This window comes from Paracoccus sp. DMF (assembly GCF_004407025.1).
Taxonomy (GTDB): Bacteria; Pseudomonadota; Alphaproteobacteria; order Rhodobacterales; family Rhodobacteraceae; genus Paracoccus; species Paracoccus aminovorans_B.
Map to the genome: position 1 here is coordinate 38,242 of NZ_SOKV02000020.1, position 18,549 is coordinate 56,790.

An 18,549-nucleotide genomic window follows, 5' to 3' on the forward strand; every position below is an offset into this window, starting at 1 on the left:
TGCGCGTCGATCCGGGTCTTTGGGAAACGGTGAAACTCAGGGGTCGAGCATCAGGTCCACCAGTTCGAAGCGGGTAACGTCGACCAGCCCCAGGTCCGAGATGCGCAGTTCCGGGATCACCACCAGCGCCAAGAGCGAGTGCTGCATATAGGCGTTGTTGAGCGTGCAGCCGCAATCCTGCATCGCCTGGACGATGGCCTGGGCGGCCGCGGCGACCTCCTCGGCCGGGCGGTCGGACATCAGCCCGGCGATGGGCAGGGCAACGCTGGCGAGTTCCGCGCCGTCCCGGAAGACGGTGACGCCGCCGCCGACGTGGCCCAGATGGTTCGCGGCCGCGGCCATGGTCTGACGGTCGGTGCCGACGACGATCATGTGGTGGCTATCATGCGCGACCGTCGAGGCGACCGCGACCCGGCCGCGATAGCCGAAGCCCGTGACGAAGCCGTTGACCACGCCGCCGGTGCCGCGGTGGCGTTCGACCAGCGCGATCTGGCAGGTCTCGCCCTGGCCCTCGATCACGCCGTCGCGGATCGGCAAGCTGGCCTCCAGCGCGCGGGTCGGGGCCTGGTTCTCGACCACGCCGATGACGCGGACGCGGGCGCTGTCGCCGGTGGCGCGGATTTCGAAGTCGCCGGCGGTCAGGGTCTTGCCCAGGTGGACCGAGTTGCGGGCGCTCTTTGGCCAGTCGATACGCGGGCAGGCGACCAGCAGGCGGCCGTTCTCGGCCACGAGCCTGCCTTGGGCGACCACCATCTCGATGGGCAGGGTCCTGAGGTCGCTGGTCAGGATCAGGTCGGCCCGGCGGCCGGGGGTGATGCTGCCGAGTTCGCGTTCCAGGCCGAAGTGGCTCGCGGTATTGATCGTCGCCATCTGGATCGCCACCAGCGGCTCGCAGCCGCAGGCGATGGCGTGGCGCACCACCCGGTTCATGTGGCCGTCATGGACCAGCGTGCCGGAATGGCTGTCGTCGGTGCAGAGGATGAAGAAGCGCGGGTCGAGGCCCTTTTCGGTGATCGCGGTGATCTGGCTTGCCACGTCGTACCAGGCCGAGCCGAGCCGCATCATGCAGCCCATGCCCTGGCGGACGCGGGCGATGCCCTGCTCCTCCGAAGTGGTCTCGTGGTCGTCATTGGCGCCGCCGGCGACATAGGCGTGGAAGGGCCGGCCAAGGTCGGGGCTGGCGTAATGGCCGCCGACGGTCTTGCCCGCCGCGCGGGACGCGGCGATCTCGGCCAGCATCTGGCGGTCGCCCGCGGCGACGCCGGGGAAATTCATCATCTCGCCCAGGGCCACGATGCCCTCCCAGCCCATGGCTTGCGCCACCTCGCCCTCGGTGATGGGCTGGCCCGTGGTTTCCAGGCCGGGGGCCGAGGGCGCGCAGCTGGGCATCTGGGTGAACATGCTGATGGGCTGGATCAGCGATTCGTCGCGCATCAGCCGCACGCCTTCAAGGCCCAGCACATTGGCGATCTCATGCGGGTCGTGAAAGATCGTCGTGGTGCCATGCGGGATCACCGCCGCCGCAAAGCCCGCCGGCGTCAGCATCCCCGATTCGACATGCATATGCGCGTCGATCAGGCCCGGGACCATGAAGCGGCCCGCCGCCTCGATCAGCTGCGTGTCGGGGCCGATCGCGGGGCCGGCATCGGGGCCGACATAGGCGACGCGACCGTCCGCCACCGCCACGTCGATGCCGGGGATCACCTCGCGCGTGTGGACGTTCACCCATTGCCCGCCCCGGATCACCAGATCGGCCGGGGCGCGGCCGGCCGCCACCTCGACCAGGCGCGGCTGGGATTCGGTCCATTGCTTCAGCATCGCTGTCTCCTTGTTCCTGGCCCCCAGATTGCGGCAGGGTGGCGCGGAAGGAAAGGCGGCGTGATGGAATGGAGCGGCGAGGCCAGCGTGATGACCGGCGCGAGGCATGGCGAGAACGCCGTGATCCTGACCGTGCTGACGCGCGAGGCAGGGCTGATGCGCGGGCTGGTGCCGGGCGGCGCCAGCGCCAGGCGCGCGGCCATGCTGCAACCGGGCAACCGGGTCAGCCTGCGCTGGCGGGCGCGGTTGGAGGACCAGCTGGGCACCTTTGCGGTCGAGCCGGGCCGGGCGCGGCCGGGGTTGATCGCCGGGGCGGATGCGCTGGCCGGAGTCAATGCGGTGACGGCGCTGCTGGCCTGGGCCCTGCCCGAGCGCGACCCGCATCCGCGGCTGACGGATGCCACCGAGCTGCTGCTGGACCTGATGGATGCCGGCGCCGATTGGTCCGAGGCCTATCTGCGCTGGGAAATGCGGCTGCTCGATGAGCTGGGCTTCGGCCTGGACCTGAGCCGCTGCGCCGTCACCGGCGCGCGCGAGGGGCTGGCCTATGTCAGCCCGCGCTCGGGCCGGGCGGTGTCGGCACAGGCGGCGGGCGACTGGGCGCCGCGGCTGTTGCCGCTGCCGGCGATGCTGGGCGGACGCGGCAATGGCGGACTGGCGGATGCCCTGGCGCTGACCGGGCATTTCCTGCATGTCCGGCTAGCCGAGGTCCATGTCGGCAGGCCGCTGCCCGCCGCCCGCGCCCGGCTGGTGGCGCGGCTTACGGGGTCACGACCTTCCAGCGAATGGTGACATCGGGTCCGGTCATGACCAGCGCGTCACCCTCGCGCCGCGCCTCGCGCACCGCGGCGAGCGCCTGGAAGAAAGCCTGCTCGCCGCCCTCCTGCAGGCAGGCGCGCCGTGTGGTCGCCAGCGCGCCCAGGTCCAGCGCCGGCAGCCTGGCCCGGTTGCGGCCGGTGAAGCTGTTGCAGGGGCCCTGCCCCGAAACCGCGCCATCCTCGGCGATGCGCAGCGTCGGCACGCCCGAGACCGCGATCCCCTCGACCGCGATCAGCGCGTAATCGCCGGGGATGGCCGCATCGGTTTCGGCTTCCGTAACGCAGGCCGCCAGGGCCAGCGGCAGGGCAAGCAGGATTGTCCGCATCGTCCGCTCCTTTTTGCGAGGGGGCGCGGCGCCCGATCACTTCTCCTTGCGATAGCCCGGCTCGTAGGTCAGGTAGGTCGGCCCCTTGATGGTCAGCACGCCGCCTTCATAGGCGATGCCGTTGGCGCCCGAGAGCGCCTGGAAATAGCGCGATTCCAGCTGGCCGGCCTTGCCCGAGCAGGCCATTCTGGTCGTGGTCAGCGCACCCAGGGCAAAGCCCGGCGGCTCGGCGGTCTGCGGCGCGGAATAGTGGTTGCAGGGCGCCTGGCCCGAGATCGAACCGTCGGCCTCGATGGTCATGCCGACATTGCGCTGCGGCACCGTGTCCGAGCCGATGCCGACCAGCACATAGGGGCCGGTCGGCACGTTCGAGCCGGGGGTCGAGGGCGCGGTCGGCTCGCAGGCGGCAAGGCCCAGCGTGGCAGAAATCGCCGCGGAAATCAGGGGGATGCGAGTCATTGGCAGCTCCGGTTCTGTTGTTGCCGCCATAATGCCTGAACGGCCCCCGCTGTCCAGCAGGGGCCGGAATTTCATCCTAGTCCAGTAGCCTGCGTGCAATAACCTGGGCCTGGATCTCGGCCGCCCCCTCGAAGATGTTCAGGATGCGGGCGTCGCAAAGCACGCGGCTGATGGTGTATTCCAGCGCAAAGCCGTTGCCGCCGTGGATCTGCAGCGCGTTGTCGGCGGCGGCCCAGGCAACGCGGGCGCCCAGGAGCTTGGCCATGCCGGCCTCGAGATCGCAGCGCCGGCCGTGGTCCTTTTCCCAGGCGCTGAAATAGGTCAGCTGGCGGGCGATCATGATCTCGACCGCCATCATGGCCAGCTTGTCGGCCACGCGGGGGAATTCGATCAGCGACTTGCCGAACTGCTTGCGGTCGATGGCATAGCGCATGCCGATCTCGGCCGCGCATTGCGCCACGCCGACGGCGCGGGCCGCGGTCTGAATCCGAGCCGATTCAAAGGTTTCCATCAGCTGCTTGAAGCCGCGCCCCGGCTCGCCGCCCAGCAGGTTCTCGCCCTTCACGCGGAAGCCGTCGAAGCCTAGCTCGTATTCCTTCATGCCGCGATAGCCCAGCACCTCGATCTCGCCGCCGGTCATGCCGGGGGTCGGGAAGGGATCGTCGTCGGTGCCCGGGGTCTTTTCGGCCAGGAACATCGACAGCCCGCGCCAGTCGGTGCTGTTCGGATCGGTTCGCGCCAGCAGCGTCATGACATGGGTGCGCTGCGCATGGGTGATCCAGGTCTTGTTGCCGGTGACGACCCAGTCCTCGCCGTCCTTCACCGCGCGGGTGCGCAGCGACCCGAGGTCGCTGCCGGTGTTCGGCTCGGTAAAGACCGCCGTGGACAGGATCTCGCCCGAGGCCAGCTTCGGCAGCCACTTGGCCTTCTGCGCCTCGGTGCCGCCGCAGAGAATCAGCTCGGCCGCGATCTCGCTGCGCGTGCCCAGCGAGCCGACGCCGATATAGCCGCGCGACAGCTCTTCGGTCACCACCACCATCGAGGCCTTGGACAGGCCGAGCCCGCCGAATTCCTCGGGGATGGTCAGGCCGAAGACGCCGAGTTCCGCCAGCTCCTCGATGATCTCCATCGGGATCAGCTGGTCCTTCAGGTGCCATTCATGGGCATTGGGGATGACGCGCTCCTCGGCATAGCGGCGGAACTGGTCGCGGATCATCTCCAGATCCTCGTCCAGGCCCGAGGCGCCAAAGGTGGCGCGGCCGTGGTTGTCCTGCATCAGCCGCACCAGCTCGGCCCGGGCGGCGGGGGTGTTGCCGCGCATCAACGCCCGCGCTGCGTCCCCCGGCGTCCAGTCAAGGCTGAGGTCCGAAAGCCGGGCGAATTCGGTCTGGCTCATCGGGATGCCGCCGGCGATCTGGGTCAGGTATTCGCCCAGGCCGATCTGCAGGATCAGCGCCTCGGCCCGGCCGAGGGTGCCGGCCTCGGACAGGCGGCCGGCCCAGGCGGACAGCTGGCGGATCGATTCGACATAGGTGGTCAGCCAGGACAGGGCATGCGCGGCGTGCTGGTGTTCCTCCAGCAGATCGGCCTGCGGCTTGCCGGCGGGGGCGACCAGCGCGCGCAGGGCCTCGGTCGCGCGGGATTGCAGGGCCTGAAGCTCGGGCACGGTCTTGGCGGCAAGCTCCAGCAGGGCGGCGGGCGTGTCGGCGGGCATCGCGGGCATGTCCTTCATGGCGGAATCCTTTTGCGGCGTCGCAGCATGACTAGCCGTTTCGCGGCCGCAGCGCAACTATCATGCGCACGGCAGCGCCACAACGCACGAAAATGACCCGCCTGCCTCGGACCTTCTTTGCTCCCCAAATACCCCAGGGGAACGCCGCAGGCGTGGGGGCAGAGCCCCCGACCCGCTTGCATCCGCCGCCCCCTGCATTATGGCTGCCTCATGTTCGGACTGGACCCCTTTCACCTGGCACTCGCCATCGCCATCACGCTGTTTTCCGGCTTCGTGAAGGGCGCGATCGGCTTTGCCATGCCGATGATCATGCTTTCCGCGCTGGGGTCGTTCCTGACCGCGCAGCAGGCGGTGGCCGCGGTGATCCTGCCGGTGCTGCTGACCAACATCCGCCAGGCGCTGCGCCAAGGCTGGCGGCCGGCCGCGCAGGCGACCTGGGCCTATCGCTGGCATATCGGCATGGTAGTGCTGTTCATCCCGGTCAGCGCCTTTTTCGCGACCCGGGTGCCGCAATGGCTGATGTATGCGCTGATCGGCGTGCCGATCACGCTTTACGCGGGCTGGCAGCTGGCCGGGCGCAGCCTGGCGCTGCCGATCCACCACCGCCGCCGGGCCGAGATCGCGACCGGCATCATCGGCGGGCTGATCGGCGGCATCTCGGGGATCTGGGGGCCGCCGCTGATCGTGCTCCTGCTGTCGCTGCACGCGCCCAAGGCCGAACAGATGCGGGTGCAGGGCGTGGTGTTCTTCATCGGCGCCGTGGTGCTGACGGCGGCGCATCTGCAATCGGGGCTGCTGAACGCGCAGACGCTGCCGTTTTCCGCCGCGCTGGTGGTTCCGGCGATCATCGGCATGGGGCTGGGCTATCTGGCGCATGACCGGCTGGACGTGACGCAGTTCCGGCGCTGGACGCTGGTCCTGCTGGTGCTGACCGGGTTGAACCTGATCCGCCGGGCGCTGGAACTGCTGGGGCCGCCGGTGTAACCCTGCCGCCAAGACAGGAGAGTGCCGATGACGCCAGACCCCGCCCGACTGACCGCCGAACTGATCCGCTGCCCCTCGGTCACGCCCGAGGAGGGCGGCGCGCTGGACCTGCTGGCGCGCGTGCTGGCCGAGGCGGGTTTCGAATGCCACCGCACCGACCGCAACGGCGTGCCGAACCTGTTTGCGCGCTGGGGGGCCAGGGGCGTGCGGACCTTCGGCTTCAACGGCCATACCGATGTGGTGCCGTCGGGCGATCCGGCCAGCTGGACGCATCCGCCGTTTTCCGGGGCCGAGATCGACGGCTGGATCTGGGGCCGCGGCGCCACCGACATGAAATCCGGCGTCGCGGCCTTTGCCGCCGCCGCCATCGGCTTCGTGACCGAGACCCCGCCGGAGGGCGCCGTGATCCTGGCCATCACCGGCGACGAGGAAGGCCCCGGCCGCGACGGCACGCTGGCGCTTCTGGACTGGATGGCCGCCAACGGCGAGCGCATGGACGTCTGCATCGTCGGCGAGCCCTCGAACCCCGACCGCATGGGCGAGATGATCAAGATCGGCCGCCGCGGCTCGATGACCTTGCAGATCGAGGCCAAAGGCGTGCAGGGCCATGCCGCCTATCCGCATCGCGCGAAGAACCCGGTCCACGCCCTGCTCGGGCTGCTGCACGATCTGACCAGCCAGCCGCTGGACCAGGGCACGGCGCATTTCGACCCCTCGGGATTGCAGGTGACGTCCATCGACGTCGGCAACCCGGCCTCGAACGTGATCCCGGAAAAGGCGCGGGCGACGGTCAACATCCGCTTCAACGACGCACATAGCTCGGCCAGCCTCGATGCGATGATCCGCAGCAAGGCCGAGGCGATCGCCCAGGCGACCGGCGTCGGCTTCGGCATCGCGACCGATGTCTCGGGCGAAAGCTTCCTGACCGCGCCCGGCCCCTTCGTCGAACTGGTCGCGGGCGTGGTGCGCGCGGAGACCGGGCTCGACCCGGTGCTCTCGACCTCGGGCGGCACCTCGGATGCGCGTTTCGTCAAGGATCACTGCCCGGTGCTTGAATTCGGCCTGGTCGGACATTTCATGCATCAGGTGGACGAGCGCGTCCCGGCCGAGCAGGTGCGCCAGCTCTCGCGCATCTATCGCCGCATCCTGGAGCAGTATTTCGCATGATCGAGGAAACCACCGACCTGGACACCTGCCGCGCCATCCGCCGCGCGGTCTTCATCGTCGAGCAGGCCGTGCCCGAGGCCGAGGAATGGGACGGCCGCGATGGCGAGGCGATCCACCTGCTGGCCCGCGACGCAACCGGCGCGGCCATCGGCACCGCCCGCATCCTGACCGAAGGACAGACCGGCAAGATCGGCCGCGTCGCCGTGCTGCAATCGGCGCGCGGCACCGGGGCGGGCGCGGCGCTGATCCGCGCGGCGCTTGCGCGGCTGCGCGCCATGCCGGGCATCAGCCGCGCCAAGCTGGGCGCCCAGACCCATGCCATCGGATTCTACGAAAAGCTGGGCTTCGCCGCCTATGGCCCGGAATATGACGATGCCGGCATCCCGCATCGCGACATGGCGCTGGAACTCTGATGATCCGCCCGGAGCTGGCCGAAAAGCTGCGCCCTTGGGCCGAGACCGGCGCGGCCTTGGCCGCCGTGGGCTTCGGGCTTTGGGTTTTCTCGCTGGGCGGCTGGGTGTTCTGGCCTCTGGGCGGGCTGATCGCCGCCGCCGCGGCCGCCTGGGCGCTGGATGCGCGCCGGCGCATGCGCTTTCGCCATGACGGCCTGGGCCCCGGCATGGTCGAACTGGACGAGGGCGCGATTCGCTACCTGTCGCCGAACCGGCTGCTGGGCGGCGAGATCGGCCTGCGCGAACTGACCGAGATCCGGCTCATGCGCCTCAACGGTCGCAGTCACTGGCGGCTGAAAAGCGTCGCGGGCGAGGCGCTGCTGATTCCCGTCGATGCGCGCGGCGCGGAATTCCTGGCCGGCGCCTTTGCCACCCTGCCCGGCATCGACATGGGCCGCGTGGCCGCCGCGCTGGCGCCCGGGGCGCCGACGATCCAGACCGTTTGGACCAGGCCCGCGCGCGCCGCCTTGACTTGAGCCCCGGGCCTTGCCACCTGTGGCGGGCAAGGCAGAAGAAAGGCCACCGATGTCCATTCCCCAACAGGGCGGCGGCCCGATCGAGCGTTCCGAACAGCTGGCCGAATATCTCGCCTCGGGCGAGAAGCCGCGCGACGCTTGGCGCATCGGCACCGAGCACGAGAAATTCGGCTATCGCCATGCCGACCTGATGCCCCTGCCCTATGAGGCGCCCGCGGGCCAGCCCTCGGTCAAGGCCATGCTGGAGGGCCTGCGCGACCGCTTCGGCTGGACCCCGGTGCTGGAGGCCGGCCATATCATCGGGCTGGAGCGCGACGGCGCCAATGTCAGCCTGGAGCCGGGCGGGCAGCTTGAACTCTCGGGCGCGCCGCTGGAGACCATCCACCAGACCTGCGACGAGGTGAACAGCCACCTGTCCGAGGTGCGCGAGATCGCCGACAAGCTGGGCGCCGGCTTCATCGGCCTGGGCGCGGCGCCGATCTGGACCCAGGACCAGATGCCGATGATGCCGAAAGGCCGCTATCGGCTGATGACCGACTACATGGGCCGTGTCGGCACGCTGGGCACGCAGATGATGTATCGCACCTGCACGGTGCAGGTGAACCTGGATTTCGCCAGCGAAGCCGACATGGTCAAGAAGCTGCGCGTCGCGCTGGCCTTGCAGCCGGTCGCCAATGCGCTGTTCGCGAATTCGCCCTTCCTGGACGGCAAGCCGAACGGCTGGAAAAGCTGGCGCGCGCATATCTGGCAGAACCTCGACGCGGCGCGGACCGGCATGCTGCCCTTCGCCTTCGAGGATGGCATGGGCTATGAGCGTTGGGTCGACTACGTGCTCGATGTGCCGATGTATTTCGTCTATCGCGACGGCAAATATATCGACGCGCTGGGTCAGAGCTTCCGCGATTTCCTCAAGGGCAAGCTGCCGGCGCTGCCGGGCGAGGTGCCGACGCTGTCCGACTGGGCCGACCACCTGACCACGGTCTTCCCCGAGGCGCGGGTTAAGAAATTCATCGAGATGCGCGGCGCCGACGGCGGCCCCTGGCGGCGGCTCTGCGCCCTGCCCGCCTTCTGGGTCGGGCTGGTCTATGACGACGCGGCGCTGGACGCGGCCTGGGATCTGGTCAAGGGCTGGGACGCCGAGACGCGCGAAAGCTGGCGGCGCGAGGCCGGGCTGAAGGCTCTGGACGGCGCGGTCGGCGGCACCCGGATGCGCGATCTGGCGCGCGAGGTGCTGGCGATTTCCGAAGCCGGGCTGAAGGCGCGGGCGCGTCCCGGGGCGGGCGGGCTGGTCCCGGACGAGACGCATTTCCTGAACGCGCTCAAGGAAAGCGTCGAGACCGGCAAGGTGCCGGCCGACGAGATGCTGGAGAAATATCACGGCGAATGGCAGGGCGACCTGTCGCGGATCTACGCCGAATATTCCTATTGAAAGCAAAGGGCCGGGGGTAATTCCCGGCCCTTTTTCCGATGTCAGTTCTGGGTGGCGGGCGGCTGGTTGCGGCCGGCCATGAACTGGTCGAACTCGGCCTTGTCCTTGGCCTCGCGCAGCTTCTGCAGGAAGTCCAGGAACTCCCGGTGCTCGTCCTCGAGCCGCTTCAGCGTTTCCTCGCGATAGGCGTCGAAGGCATAGTTGCCGGTCGGCTGCGCGAAATCGCGCCCGAAGCCGCGACGGTGATGATGATGGCGGTGGCGGCAGGAAAACATGCGTTTGCTCCAGATCATGTAGCCGAGGATGGCGAGGCCCACGGGCCAGCAGGCGATGAAGCCCAGGATCATGGCGGCGATCCAGGCCACCTTTCCGCGTTCGTCCAGCCAGTCCCGGATGCCTGCCAGCGCAGCGCCGATCCGGTCCACGACGGAGGGGCGCGGGGCGATTTCAGTGTTCATTGCGGTCCCTTTCCGATGTGAATGTTAATCACATTTACATAGATGGAGCGCCGCAAGCGGGGTTCAAGTCCGCACCGGGAAAAAATCAGTCGGGAATGACGCCCAAGCCGCGCAGATAGATCAGCGCGCCGCTTTCCAGCATGTCGGCGGGGGCGATGGGCGAGCGCGCGCCGGGCTTGCCGCGGCCGAAAAGCTCGACGACGCCATGGCTCAGCGCCCAGATGTGGTCGGCGATCATGCCGGCGGGCGGGCGCGGGCCGGGCCGGGCGACGAAAAGCGACTCGGCACCGCGCACCAGCACGCCGCGCGCGCGCTCGGAGGCCTGCTGCAAGGCGGAATTGCCGGCGATCGAGATACCGGATTCGAACATGGCGATGTAGAAGCCGCGCCGCTCGGCCGCGAAGGCCAGATAGGCCTGGCCCATGCGCAGGAAGGCGGTCAGCGGCCGCGGCCGGCCATCGTCGAAGGCGGCCTCGAGCCGGTCGGCGAATTCCTCGAAGCCCTGGCGGGCGACCTCTTCCAGCAATTCGTCGCGGCCGGCAAAATGGCGATAGGGCGCGGCGGCGCTGACGCCGGCCAGGCGGGCGGCCTCGGCCAGGGTAAAGCCCTGCGGGCCGCTGTCCTCGACCAGCTTGACCGTGGCCTCGACCAGCGCCTGGCGCAGATTGCCGTGGTGATAGGAGGATCGGGCCATGACCGGCCCTTACATGCCTTCGCCGAAATAGTCCCCGACCAGCGCACTCAGCGCATCGGCCAGTTCGGCTGCCTCCGCCCCCTTGGTGGTGACGCGGATGGTGCTGCCGCGCGGCGCGGTCAGCATCAGCAGGCCCATGATCGAATCGCCCGACACGCTCAGCCCGTCCTTTTCCACGGTGGCCTGGGCATCGAAACGCTCGACCGTCTCGACGAACTTGGCGCTGGCCCGCGCATGCAGGCCCTTTTCGTTGATGATCGCCAGCTCGCGGGTGACGGCCCCGTTGGTCAGGTCATTCATGAGGCGGCGCGGCTCGGCACAGGGATCACATCGGCAGGCAGGACATCATAGCTGTTGATGTACTTGCGCCCGGCGTCCTTGGCCAGCGTTACCGCATCCGCCACCGACAATTTGCGCGACTTGGCCAGCTTGACCAGCATCGGCAGGTTCGCGCCGTACAGGATCGAGCGGTTGCGCGCCGCGCAGGCCATCAGCGACAGGTTCGAGGGCGAGCCGCCGAACAGGTCCGTCACCACCACCACGCCGTCGCCGGCATCCACCGAATCGGCGGCCGCGCAGATTTCGGCCTGCTTCTGGCCACGATCGTGGTTCTCCTCGATCGTTACGGCCCGGATGCCGGTCTGCGGTCCCACCACATGCTCGACCGCCGAGAGATATTCCCGCGCAAGGCCGCCATGCGCCACGATGACAATCCCGATCAATTCGCTCCACCACGCATCAGCCGCCAAAACCCGCGCCCGTGCTGTGCGAGAGGCCAATGAGGCCATCATCACCAGGTGCCGGCGCCTTCTCGCGGCGTTCAAGTTCCCGATGTCTAATTGACACTTGCCAACCTGCTTTCGCAAGCGCATCAGCCATTTTTTCCGCCATTGTGACGGAACGGTGTTGCCCTCCGGTACAACCGAAGCCGATGGCCAGATGGGCCTTACCCTCTTCTAGATGGGCCGGAAGGGTAAAAAGCACAAGATCCAGCACCCGTTCGAAGAAGGGCGCGAATCGCGGATCCGACGCAACGTAACCCTGCACGGCACTGTCGCGGCCGTCCAATGGGCGCAGCGCCGGCTCCCAATGCGGATTGGCGAGGAAGCGGCAGTCGAACATCACGTCAACCCCGCGCGGCACCCCGCGTTTATAGGAAAACGACTGCACCGAGACTGCCAGCCGTCGCCCCTGCTCGGCATCGAACCAACGCGACAGTTCCGCCTTCAGATCATGCGGCGAGAGTTCCGAGGTATCGACCAGCACATCGGCCCGGGCGCGGATCGGCGCCAGCATGTCGCGTTCGGCCCGGATGGCGTCCAGGGGCGAGGCCTCGCTCCGCAAGGGATGGCGGCGGCGGGTTTCATTGAACCGTCGCAAAAGCTGCTCGGTGGTGCAGTCCAGGAACAGCACTTCGGGCGCGTATGCCGGCAGCCGGGTCAGCTTGTCGATCAGCTCGATCAGGTTCGCGACCGAGAAATCGCGGTTGCGCACGTCCAGCCCCAGCGCCAGCGGCACCGGGCGCGGCGGCCCGTCCAAGAGCCGCGGGATCAGCGACAAGGGCAGGTTGTCGATGGCCTCATAGCCCAGGTCCTCGAGCACGTTGATCGCGGTCGAGCGTCCCGCCCCGGACGGCCCGGTGATCAGGACCAGCCGCTGCGCGTCTTCGTCGCGGCTGTCCTTTTCCTGGCTGTCGAGATCGTCCATCGCCTCCGGCCCTTGATTCAGCTGTCGCGCAACTCCGTGTCCGCCCTACCGGAATCAAGATATTGCAAGAGCATTGACGCAAGATGAACGCGGCCGGCGCCAAGGACAAGGGGCAGGTGGCTGTCGAAAAGGCCAAAGCGGCGGTCGGGCGGCAGCCGCTCGGGTTCGGCCCGGTCCAGATCGACCGCCAGCGCCAGGTTCACCGGCCCATGCGCGCGGGCGCGCAGGATGCCGACGCCGCGCGCCTCGATCAGCCCGCGCAGCGAATCAGGCGCATCGGCGATGATCGCCCCGGCTTCATACCGCAGCGCGGTGCGGTCATCCGCGACCAGCACCGCGCCCAGCGCCATCATTTCAAGCGCCAAGCCGGATTTGCCTGCGCCGGAGGCACCGAGGATCAGCAGTCCCCGGCCCCGGTGTGCGACGCAGGATGCATGCAGGATCATGGTCACCTCCCCCTTGATACGGCCCCGAATCGCTCCACCCAAAGGTTGAGGCTGCCGCTCTTTGTGACGAAATCCCGACGGCAAAGCCATGTGCGGGCGACTGATAGCGATAAACCATCCTGGTAGCGCTAAACCTGACGATATGTGCGCTTTCCCCGGGAAAAGGGCGTGTTATAGGACGCGCAACGGCCGGTTGTCGGCCCGGAATCTTGCAGGAGCCAAGCTGTCATGAGCGAACCGCGCGTCAATCCGAACTGTCGTCTGGAAGACCAGGGAATCACCGGGCTCGGCCAAGTTCACTACAACCTGCTTGAACCGGCGCTGATCGAGGCCGCGATCCAGCGCGGCGAAGGCAAGCTGGGCCTGGGCGGCACCTTCCTGACCACCACCGGCGCCCATACCGGCCGCTCGCCCAAGGACAAGCATGTCGTGCGCACGCCCGGCGTGGAAAACGCCATCTGGTGGGAAAACAACCGGCCGATGGCGCCCGAGGCCTTCGACCGCCTGCACGCCGACATGCTGGCCCACATGAAGGGCCGCGACTATTTCGTCCAGGATCTCTACGGCGGTGCGGACCCGGCGCTGCGGCTGGACGTGCGCGTGGTGACGGAACTGGCCTGGCACGGGCTTTTCATCCGCAACCTGCTGCGCCGTCCCGAGGCGGCCGAGCTGGCCAGCTTCGTGCCCGAGTTCACCATCATCAACTGCCCGAGCTTCAAGGCCGACCCGGAACGCCACGGCTGCCGGACCGAGACGGTGATCGCGCTGAACTTCGAGAAGAAGCTGATCCTGATCGGCAACACCGCCTATGCCGGCGAGAACAAGAAGTCGGTGTTCACGCTGCTGAACTACATCCTGCCGGAAAAAGGCGTGATGCCGATGCATTGCTCGGCCAACCACGCCATCGGCAACCCGGACGACGCCGCGATCTTCTTCGGCCTGTCGGGCACCGGCAAGACCACGCTTTCGGCCGATCCCTCGCGCACGCTGATCGGCGATGACGAGCACGGCTGGTCGGACAACGGTATCTTCAACTTCGAAGGCGGCTGCTACGCCAAGACCATCAACCTGTCGGCCGAGGCCGAGCCCGAGATCCACGCCACCTGCTACAAGTTCGGCACCGTGATCGAGAACATGGTCTTCGATCCCGACACGCTGGAGCTGGATTTCGAGGACAACTCGATCACCGACAACATGCGCTGCGCCTATCCGCTAGAGCAGATCTCGAACGCCTCGCCCTCCTCGCTGGGCGGCATGCCGAAGAACGTCATCATGCTGACCTGCGACGCCTATGGCGTGCTGCCGCCGATCGCGCGGCTGACCCCGGCGCAGGCGATGTATCACTTCCTGTCGGGCTTCACCTCGAAGACGCCGGGCACCGAAGTGGGCGTGACCGAGCCGACGCCGACCTTCTCGACCTGCTTCGGTGCGCCCTTCATGCCGCGCCGGCCGGAAGTCTATGGCAAGCTCCTGCAGGAAAAGATCGCTGCCACCGGCGCGCATTGCTGGTTGGTCAACACCGGCTGGACCGGCGGCGCCTTCGGCACCGGCAAGCGCATGCCGATCAAGGCGACCCGCGCCCTGCTGACCGCGGCGCTGGACGGCTCGCTGAACGGCGTGCAGTTCCGCAAGGACCCGAACTTCGGCTTCGAGGTTCCGGTCTCGGTCCCCGGCGTCGAGGACAAGCTGCTGGATCCGCGCCAGACCTGGGCCGATCCGGCCGCCTATGACGCCCAGGCGCAGAAGCTGGTCGGCATGTTCAGCGACAATTTCGCGCAATATGCCGACAAGATCGACGAGGACGTGCGCGCCGCCGCCATCGGCTGAGGCATGGGGGCGCTGCCCCCGCCCCTGCGGGGCTCCCCCGGAGTATTTTTCGAAACGGTGAAAGGGCGGTCTGCGGGCCGCCCTTCGCGTCAGAGCGCGGCTTGCCAGTCGCGCACGGCTTGCAGCGGCCAGATCAGCATCAGCACGTTCAGCGTAAGCCCGTCGCGGATCAGCCAGGTGGTCAGGATCTCGAACCCCAGGGCAAGGACGACCGAGGCCCAGACCGGCAGGCGGCTGGCCAGAAGAAAGCCCACAATCATCGCCAGGATGTCGCTGACCGAGTTCAGCACGCTGTCGCCGTAATAATCGAGCGAGATGGTCACGGCGCGGTAGCGCTCGATGACGGCATCGGAGTTTTCGACGATTTCCCAGAGCGACTCGACCAGGGTGGCGATGGCCAGGCGCCAGCCGAAGGACATGCGCCGGGCGACGAGCCACAGCGCGGCATAGAACAGGACGCCGTGGATCAGGTGCGAGGGCGTATACCAGTCCGAAATGTGCTGCGAGTTTTCCGAGCTGACGGTCTGGCCGTGCCAGAGCTTGACATGGCCGCAGGTGCAGATCGGCTCGCGCCCGATCCACAGCAGCCATGCGGCGGCAAGCGCCACGATCAGCGCCGTCAGGACATGGGGCAGCAGCCGCTGCAACCGGTCGTCGGGCATGGGCTATTTCCGGATGCGGCGGCGCTTCTGGGCGCGCTTGACCTCGGCCAGCCGGGCCTGGGTGGCACGCTTGCGCATCGGGCCCTTGCCCTTGCCGCGCTGGCCCGAGCCCTGCGGCAGCGGCCGGCCCTCGACCTCGAGCAGCTCCAGCAGCAGCCCGCCGGTCAGCGGCACCGCCTCGGACAGGCGCACGGTGACGCGCTGGCCGATGCCGATTTCCAGCCCGGTTTCCGCGCCCATCAGGATCTGCGCATCCGGGTCGTAGTGGAAATATTCGCGGCCGATCTCGCGGATCGGGATCAGCCCGTCGGCGCCGGTCTCGTCCAGCCGCACGAAGGCGCCGAATTTCTGCACGCCCGAGATGCGGCCCGAGAACTCGGCCCCGACCCGGTCGGCGAGATAGGCGGCCAGATAGCGGTCGGTGGTGTCGCGCTCGGCCGCCATCGAGCGGCGCTCGGTTTCCGAGATCTGCTGCGCGGTCTCGGACAGGTTCTCGATGTCCCCCTCCGACAGACCGTCCTTGCCCCATTTATGGCCGAGGATCAGCGCGCGATGCACGATCAGGTCGGAATAGCGCCGGATCGGCGAGGTGAAATGCGCGTAGCTGCGCAGCGCCAGCCCGAAATGGCCCAGGTTTTCCGGGTGGTAATAGGCCTGCTGCATCGAGCGCAGCGCGGTCATGTTGATCAGCTCGTCGAAATCCGAGCCCTGCGCCTGTTCCAAGAGCCGGTTCAGGTGCCGGGTCTGCAGCACCTGGCCCTTGGCCAGGGTGAAGCCCGAGGCCGCGGCCACCTCGCGCAGCGCGTCGAGCTTTTCCACCGTCGGCTCCTCGTGCACGCGATAGAGCAGCGGGCGGCGCAGGCGTTCCAACTCCTCGGCGGCGGCGACATTGGCCAGCACCATGAATTCCTCGATCAGCCGGTGCGCGTCGAAGCGGTCGCGGAAATTGACCGACTTCACCCTTCCGTCCGGGGTCAGGACGATCTTGCGCTCGGGCAGGTCCAGTTCCAGCGGCTGGCGCCGGGCGCGGGCGGTTTTCAGCAGGCCATAGGCGTGCCACAGGGGCCGGATCGCCGCGTCCAGCAGCGGCGCGGTAACCGCGTCCAGGTTGCCGTCGGCGGCCGCCTGGGCCTGTTCGTAGCTCAGGCTCGCCGCGGAATGCATCATGGCGCGGTGGAAGCTGTGCGAAACCTTGTTGCCCTGCGCGTCCAGCCGCATGCGGACGGCGATCACCGGCCGGTCCACGCCCTCGTGCAGCGAACAGAGATCGCCCGACAGGATGTCGGGCAGCATCGGCACCACCCGGTCGGGGAAATAGGTCGAGTTGCCGCGCTTCCGCGCCTCGCGGTCCAGGGCCGAGCCGGGGGTGACGTAATGCGCCACGTCGGCGATGGCGACCCAGATGTCGGCGCCGCCGTCCTCGCGGATCTCGGCCGCCACGGCATCGTCGCGGTCGCGGGCGTCCGAGGGGTCGATGGTGACGAGCGGCAGCTGGCGCAGATCCTCGCGGCCCTTCATGGTCGCGGGCTTCGCGGCATCGGCCTCGGCCATGACCACGTCGGGGAAATCGTCGGGGATGCCGTGCTGGTGGATGGCGATCAGGCTGACGGCGCGCGGCGCCGAAGGATCGCCCAGCCGCTCGGTAATCCGCGCCATCGGCAGGCCCAGGCGGCCGCGCGGGCCGGTCTGCTCGGCTTCGACCAGCTCGCCGCTTTGCGCGCCATGCACCTCGCGCGCCGGAACGACCCATTCCTTGTCGCTGCCCTTGTCGATCGGCAGGATGCGGCCGCCGGCCTCGGGGCCGCCAGAGCTGGCGCGATAGATGCCGACGACCTTGTGGCTGACCGTGCCGATGCGGCGGATCAGCCGGGCCTGGTAGTCGTGATCCTCGCCCCTGGTCTCGATCAGCCGGGCCAGGATCCGGTCGCCGGGGGCCAGCGCCGGGTCGGATTTCAGCGCGGCATAAAGGATGCGCGGCACCGGACCTTCGCCCTGCCATTCCATCGGCCTGGCGAAGATGTCTCCGTCCCTGTCGGGTGGCAGCAGTTGCAGCACCGTGACCGGCGGCAGCCGTTCCGCATCGTGGTAATGCCGGCGGCGGCGCTCCAGCAGCCCCTCGGCTTCAAGCTCTTTCAGGATGCGCTTCAGCTCGATGCGGGCCGCGCCCTTGATGCCGAAGGCCTTGGCGATGTCGCGCTTGGCGGTGGCGTCGGGATGGGCGTTGACCCAGTCGAGAATTTCGGTTCGGGAAGGTAGCTGTGCCATGACACCACGCTAGCACGGCCTCACGCCCTGCGGCAGGGGCAAAAGCTGTTGGAGCGGCGCGGCCGCTGGGCTAGGAATCGGGGCATGGACACGATGCCCGCCTGGACCGACACCGCCCTTTGCCTTCAGGCCCCGACGGCCGAGGGCATCCTTCCCGTGCTGATCGCCGGCCCCGAGGATGCGCGGGGCACGGTCCTGCTGCTGCATGGCCGCAATGGCGCGCCGGCCCAGCCGCAGATCGCCGAGATCGCGCTGGCCTATCTGGCGCGCGGCTGGCGCGTCGCGGCGCCGGCGCTGCCGAATTCCTCGGCCTCGCCCGGATCGGGTCCGGCGGCCGAGGTCAGCTTTGCCCGCCATGTCCGGGCGGCGACAGGGGTGCGCGATTGGCTGGCCGCGCAGGCCCCGGGCCAGGTGCTGGCACTGGCCGGGCACAGCATCGGCGGCTATGCCGTGGCGCATCTGGCCGCCGACAGGGCCGAGATCCACCATGTCCTCGCGGTTTCGCCGCCGATGTCCGGGATGGTGCTGATGCGCGCGCGCGAGGCGATGGGACCCGCCGCCATCGAGGAGGTGCGGCGCGAGGCGCCCGCCTATTTCACCGAGATGCAGACCGCCGATGCCGAGCCGGCCCTGCGCCGGGTCATTGCTCCCTTGGCGGTGGTGACGGGCGCCTGCGACGGGCTGGTGCCGCTGGCCGATGCGCGGGCCTATTTCGCCGCCGCGCCGAACGGGCGCTTCTTCGCCGCGCTGCCGGATCAGCATCATTGCCCGGCCGGGCCGGCCTGTGCCGCGATGCTGGCGGCGGCGCTGGCCGCGCTTGGCGCCTGAC

At 68.5% G+C, this 18,549-nt stretch carries 20 protein-coding genes; 8 read left to right on the forward strand and 12 right to left on the reverse strand.

Translation table 11 applies throughout. The features are described from left to right. Positions 1-36: 36 nt before the first annotated feature. Positions 37-1,818: an adenine deaminase gene (gene ade, locus E3D03_RS12070; RefSeq protein ID WP_263567163.1), complete on the reverse strand. Its 1,782-nt coding sequence runs from the start codon at positions 1,816-1,818 to the stop codon at positions 37-39. A gap of 63 nt (positions 1,819-1,881) precedes the next feature. Here ade and recO point away from each other — a divergent pair, with 63 nt between their 5' ends. Continuing rightward, positions 1,882-2,610, forward strand: a complete 729-nt coding sequence (recO, locus tag E3D03_RS12075; protein WP_263567187.1) for a DNA repair protein RecO — start codon at positions 1,882-1,884, stop codon at positions 2,608-2,610. On the opposite strand, the gene E3D03_RS12080 is transcribed toward recO, so the two are convergent. The 3 genes from E3D03_RS12080 to E3D03_RS12090 all read right to left on the reverse strand — a co-directional run bounded on the left by E3D03_RS12080 (position 2,579) and on the right by E3D03_RS12090 (position 5,153). Next, complete coding sequence (locus E3D03_RS12080) at positions 2,579-2,962, reverse strand: META domain-containing protein (protein ID WP_263567164.1); 384 nt, start codon at positions 2,960-2,962, stop codon at positions 2,579-2,581. The genes recO and E3D03_RS12080 overlap by 32 nt on opposite strands. 36 nt (positions 2,963-2,998) lie before the next feature. Then, entirely contained in the window at positions 2,999-3,421 is a 423-nt protein-coding gene (locus E3D03_RS12085) for an META domain-containing protein (protein WP_263567165.1), read from the reverse strand. Positions 3,422-3,497: 76 nt separating this feature from the next. Then, positions 3,498-5,153, reverse strand: coding sequence for an acyl-CoA dehydrogenase family protein (locus E3D03_RS12090; RefSeq protein ID WP_263567166.1), 1,656 nt, complete (start codon positions 5,151-5,153; stop codon positions 3,498-3,500). A gap of 210 nt (positions 5,154-5,363) precedes the next feature. Between E3D03_RS12090 and E3D03_RS12095 the strand changes: the two genes are divergently transcribed. Genes E3D03_RS12095 through E3D03_RS12115 form a run of 5 tightly spaced genes read left to right on the forward strand, consistent with a single transcriptional unit; the run spans position 5,364 to position 9,661 of the window. Beyond that, entirely contained in the window at positions 5,364-6,137 is a 774-nt protein-coding gene (locus tag E3D03_RS12095; RefSeq protein ID WP_263567167.1) for a sulfite exporter TauE/SafE family protein, read from the forward strand. Positions 6,138-6,164: 27 nt separating this feature from the next. Beyond that, positions 6,165-7,304, forward strand: coding sequence for a succinyl-diaminopimelate desuccinylase (dapE, locus tag E3D03_RS12100; RefSeq protein ID WP_263567168.1), 1,140 nt, complete (start codon positions 6,165-6,167; stop codon positions 7,302-7,304). Next, positions 7,301-7,717 carry a GNAT family N-acetyltransferase gene (locus E3D03_RS12105; protein ID WP_263567169.1) on the forward strand — a complete coding sequence of 139 codons (417 nt, stop codon included), beginning with the start codon at positions 7,301-7,303 and terminating at the stop codon, positions 7,715-7,717. The genes dapE and E3D03_RS12105 overlap by 4 nt, the downstream gene beginning before the upstream one ends. After that, on the forward strand, positions 7,717-8,232 hold the full coding sequence (locus E3D03_RS12110; RefSeq protein WP_263567170.1) for a hypothetical protein: 516 nt from the start codon (positions 7,717-7,719) through the stop codon (positions 8,230-8,232). The genes E3D03_RS12105 and E3D03_RS12110 overlap by 1 nt, the downstream gene beginning before the upstream one ends. A 49-nt stretch (positions 8,233-8,281) precedes the next feature. Then, positions 8,282-9,661, forward strand: a complete 1,380-nt coding sequence (locus E3D03_RS12115; RefSeq protein ID WP_263567171.1) for a glutamate--cysteine ligase — start codon at positions 8,282-8,284, stop codon at positions 9,659-9,661. Positions 9,662-9,702: 41 nt separating this feature from the next. On the opposite strand, the gene E3D03_RS12120 is transcribed toward E3D03_RS12115, so the two are convergent. From E3D03_RS12120 to E3D03_RS12145, 6 genes are all read right to left on the reverse strand, one after another. After that, positions 9,703-10,119 carry a DUF2852 domain-containing protein gene (locus E3D03_RS12120; RefSeq protein ID WP_263567172.1) on the reverse strand — a complete coding sequence of 139 codons (417 nt, stop codon included), beginning with the start codon at positions 10,117-10,119 and terminating at the stop codon, positions 9,703-9,705. 85 nt (positions 10,120-10,204) lie between these two features. After that, positions 10,205-10,813 (reverse strand): TetR/AcrR family transcriptional regulator, encoded by a 609-nt coding sequence (locus tag E3D03_RS12125; RefSeq protein ID WP_263567173.1) that lies wholly within the window; start codon positions 10,811-10,813, stop codon positions 10,205-10,207. A 9-nt stretch (positions 10,814-10,822) separates the two neighbouring features. Next, positions 10,823-11,113: an HPr family phosphocarrier protein gene (locus tag E3D03_RS12130; RefSeq protein WP_062563596.1), complete on the reverse strand. Its 291-nt coding sequence runs from the start codon at positions 11,111-11,113 to the stop codon at positions 10,823-10,825. Next, positions 11,110-11,535: a PTS sugar transporter subunit IIA gene (locus tag E3D03_RS12135; RefSeq protein ID WP_062563595.1), complete on the reverse strand. Its 426-nt coding sequence runs from the start codon at positions 11,533-11,535 to the stop codon at positions 11,110-11,112. Before E3D03_RS12135 ends, E3D03_RS12130 begins: the two co-directional genes overlap by 4 nt. Before the next feature lie 16 nt (positions 11,536-11,551). Then, positions 11,552-12,520: an RNase adapter RapZ gene (rapZ, locus tag E3D03_RS12140; protein ID WP_263567174.1), complete on the reverse strand. Its 969-nt coding sequence runs from the start codon at positions 12,518-12,520 to the stop codon at positions 11,552-11,554. A 17-nt stretch (positions 12,521-12,537) separates the two neighbouring features. Continuing rightward, positions 12,538-12,966, reverse strand: a complete 429-nt coding sequence (locus tag E3D03_RS12145; protein ID WP_263567175.1) for an HPr kinase/phosphorylase — start codon at positions 12,964-12,966, stop codon at positions 12,538-12,540. Positions 12,967-13,194: 228 nt separating this feature from the next. Here E3D03_RS12145 and E3D03_RS12150 point away from each other — a divergent pair, with 228 nt between their 5' ends. After that, positions 13,195-14,793: a phosphoenolpyruvate carboxykinase gene (locus E3D03_RS12150; RefSeq protein WP_263567176.1), complete on the forward strand. Its 1,599-nt coding sequence runs from the start codon at positions 13,195-13,197 to the stop codon at positions 14,791-14,793. Positions 14,794-14,882: 89 nt separating this feature from the next. Here the strand turns inward: E3D03_RS12150 and E3D03_RS12155 are convergent, their stop codons facing one another. After that, positions 14,883-15,455: a DUF2585 domain-containing protein gene (locus E3D03_RS12155; RefSeq protein WP_263567177.1), complete on the reverse strand. Its 573-nt coding sequence runs from the start codon at positions 15,453-15,455 to the stop codon at positions 14,883-14,885. 3 nt (positions 15,456-15,458) lie between these two features. Further along, entirely contained in the window at positions 15,459-17,720 is a 2,262-nt protein-coding gene (gene rnr / locus E3D03_RS12160; protein ID WP_263567178.1) for a ribonuclease R, read from the reverse strand. An 84-nt stretch (positions 17,721-17,804) separates the two neighbouring features. Here rnr and E3D03_RS12165 point away from each other — a divergent pair, with 84 nt between their 5' ends. Continuing rightward, a complete protein-coding gene (locus E3D03_RS12165) occupies positions 17,805-18,548 on the forward strand; it encodes an alpha/beta fold hydrolase (RefSeq protein ID WP_263567179.1) in 744 nt (247 codons plus the stop codon). The last annotated feature ends 1 nt before the right edge of the window (position 18,549 follow it).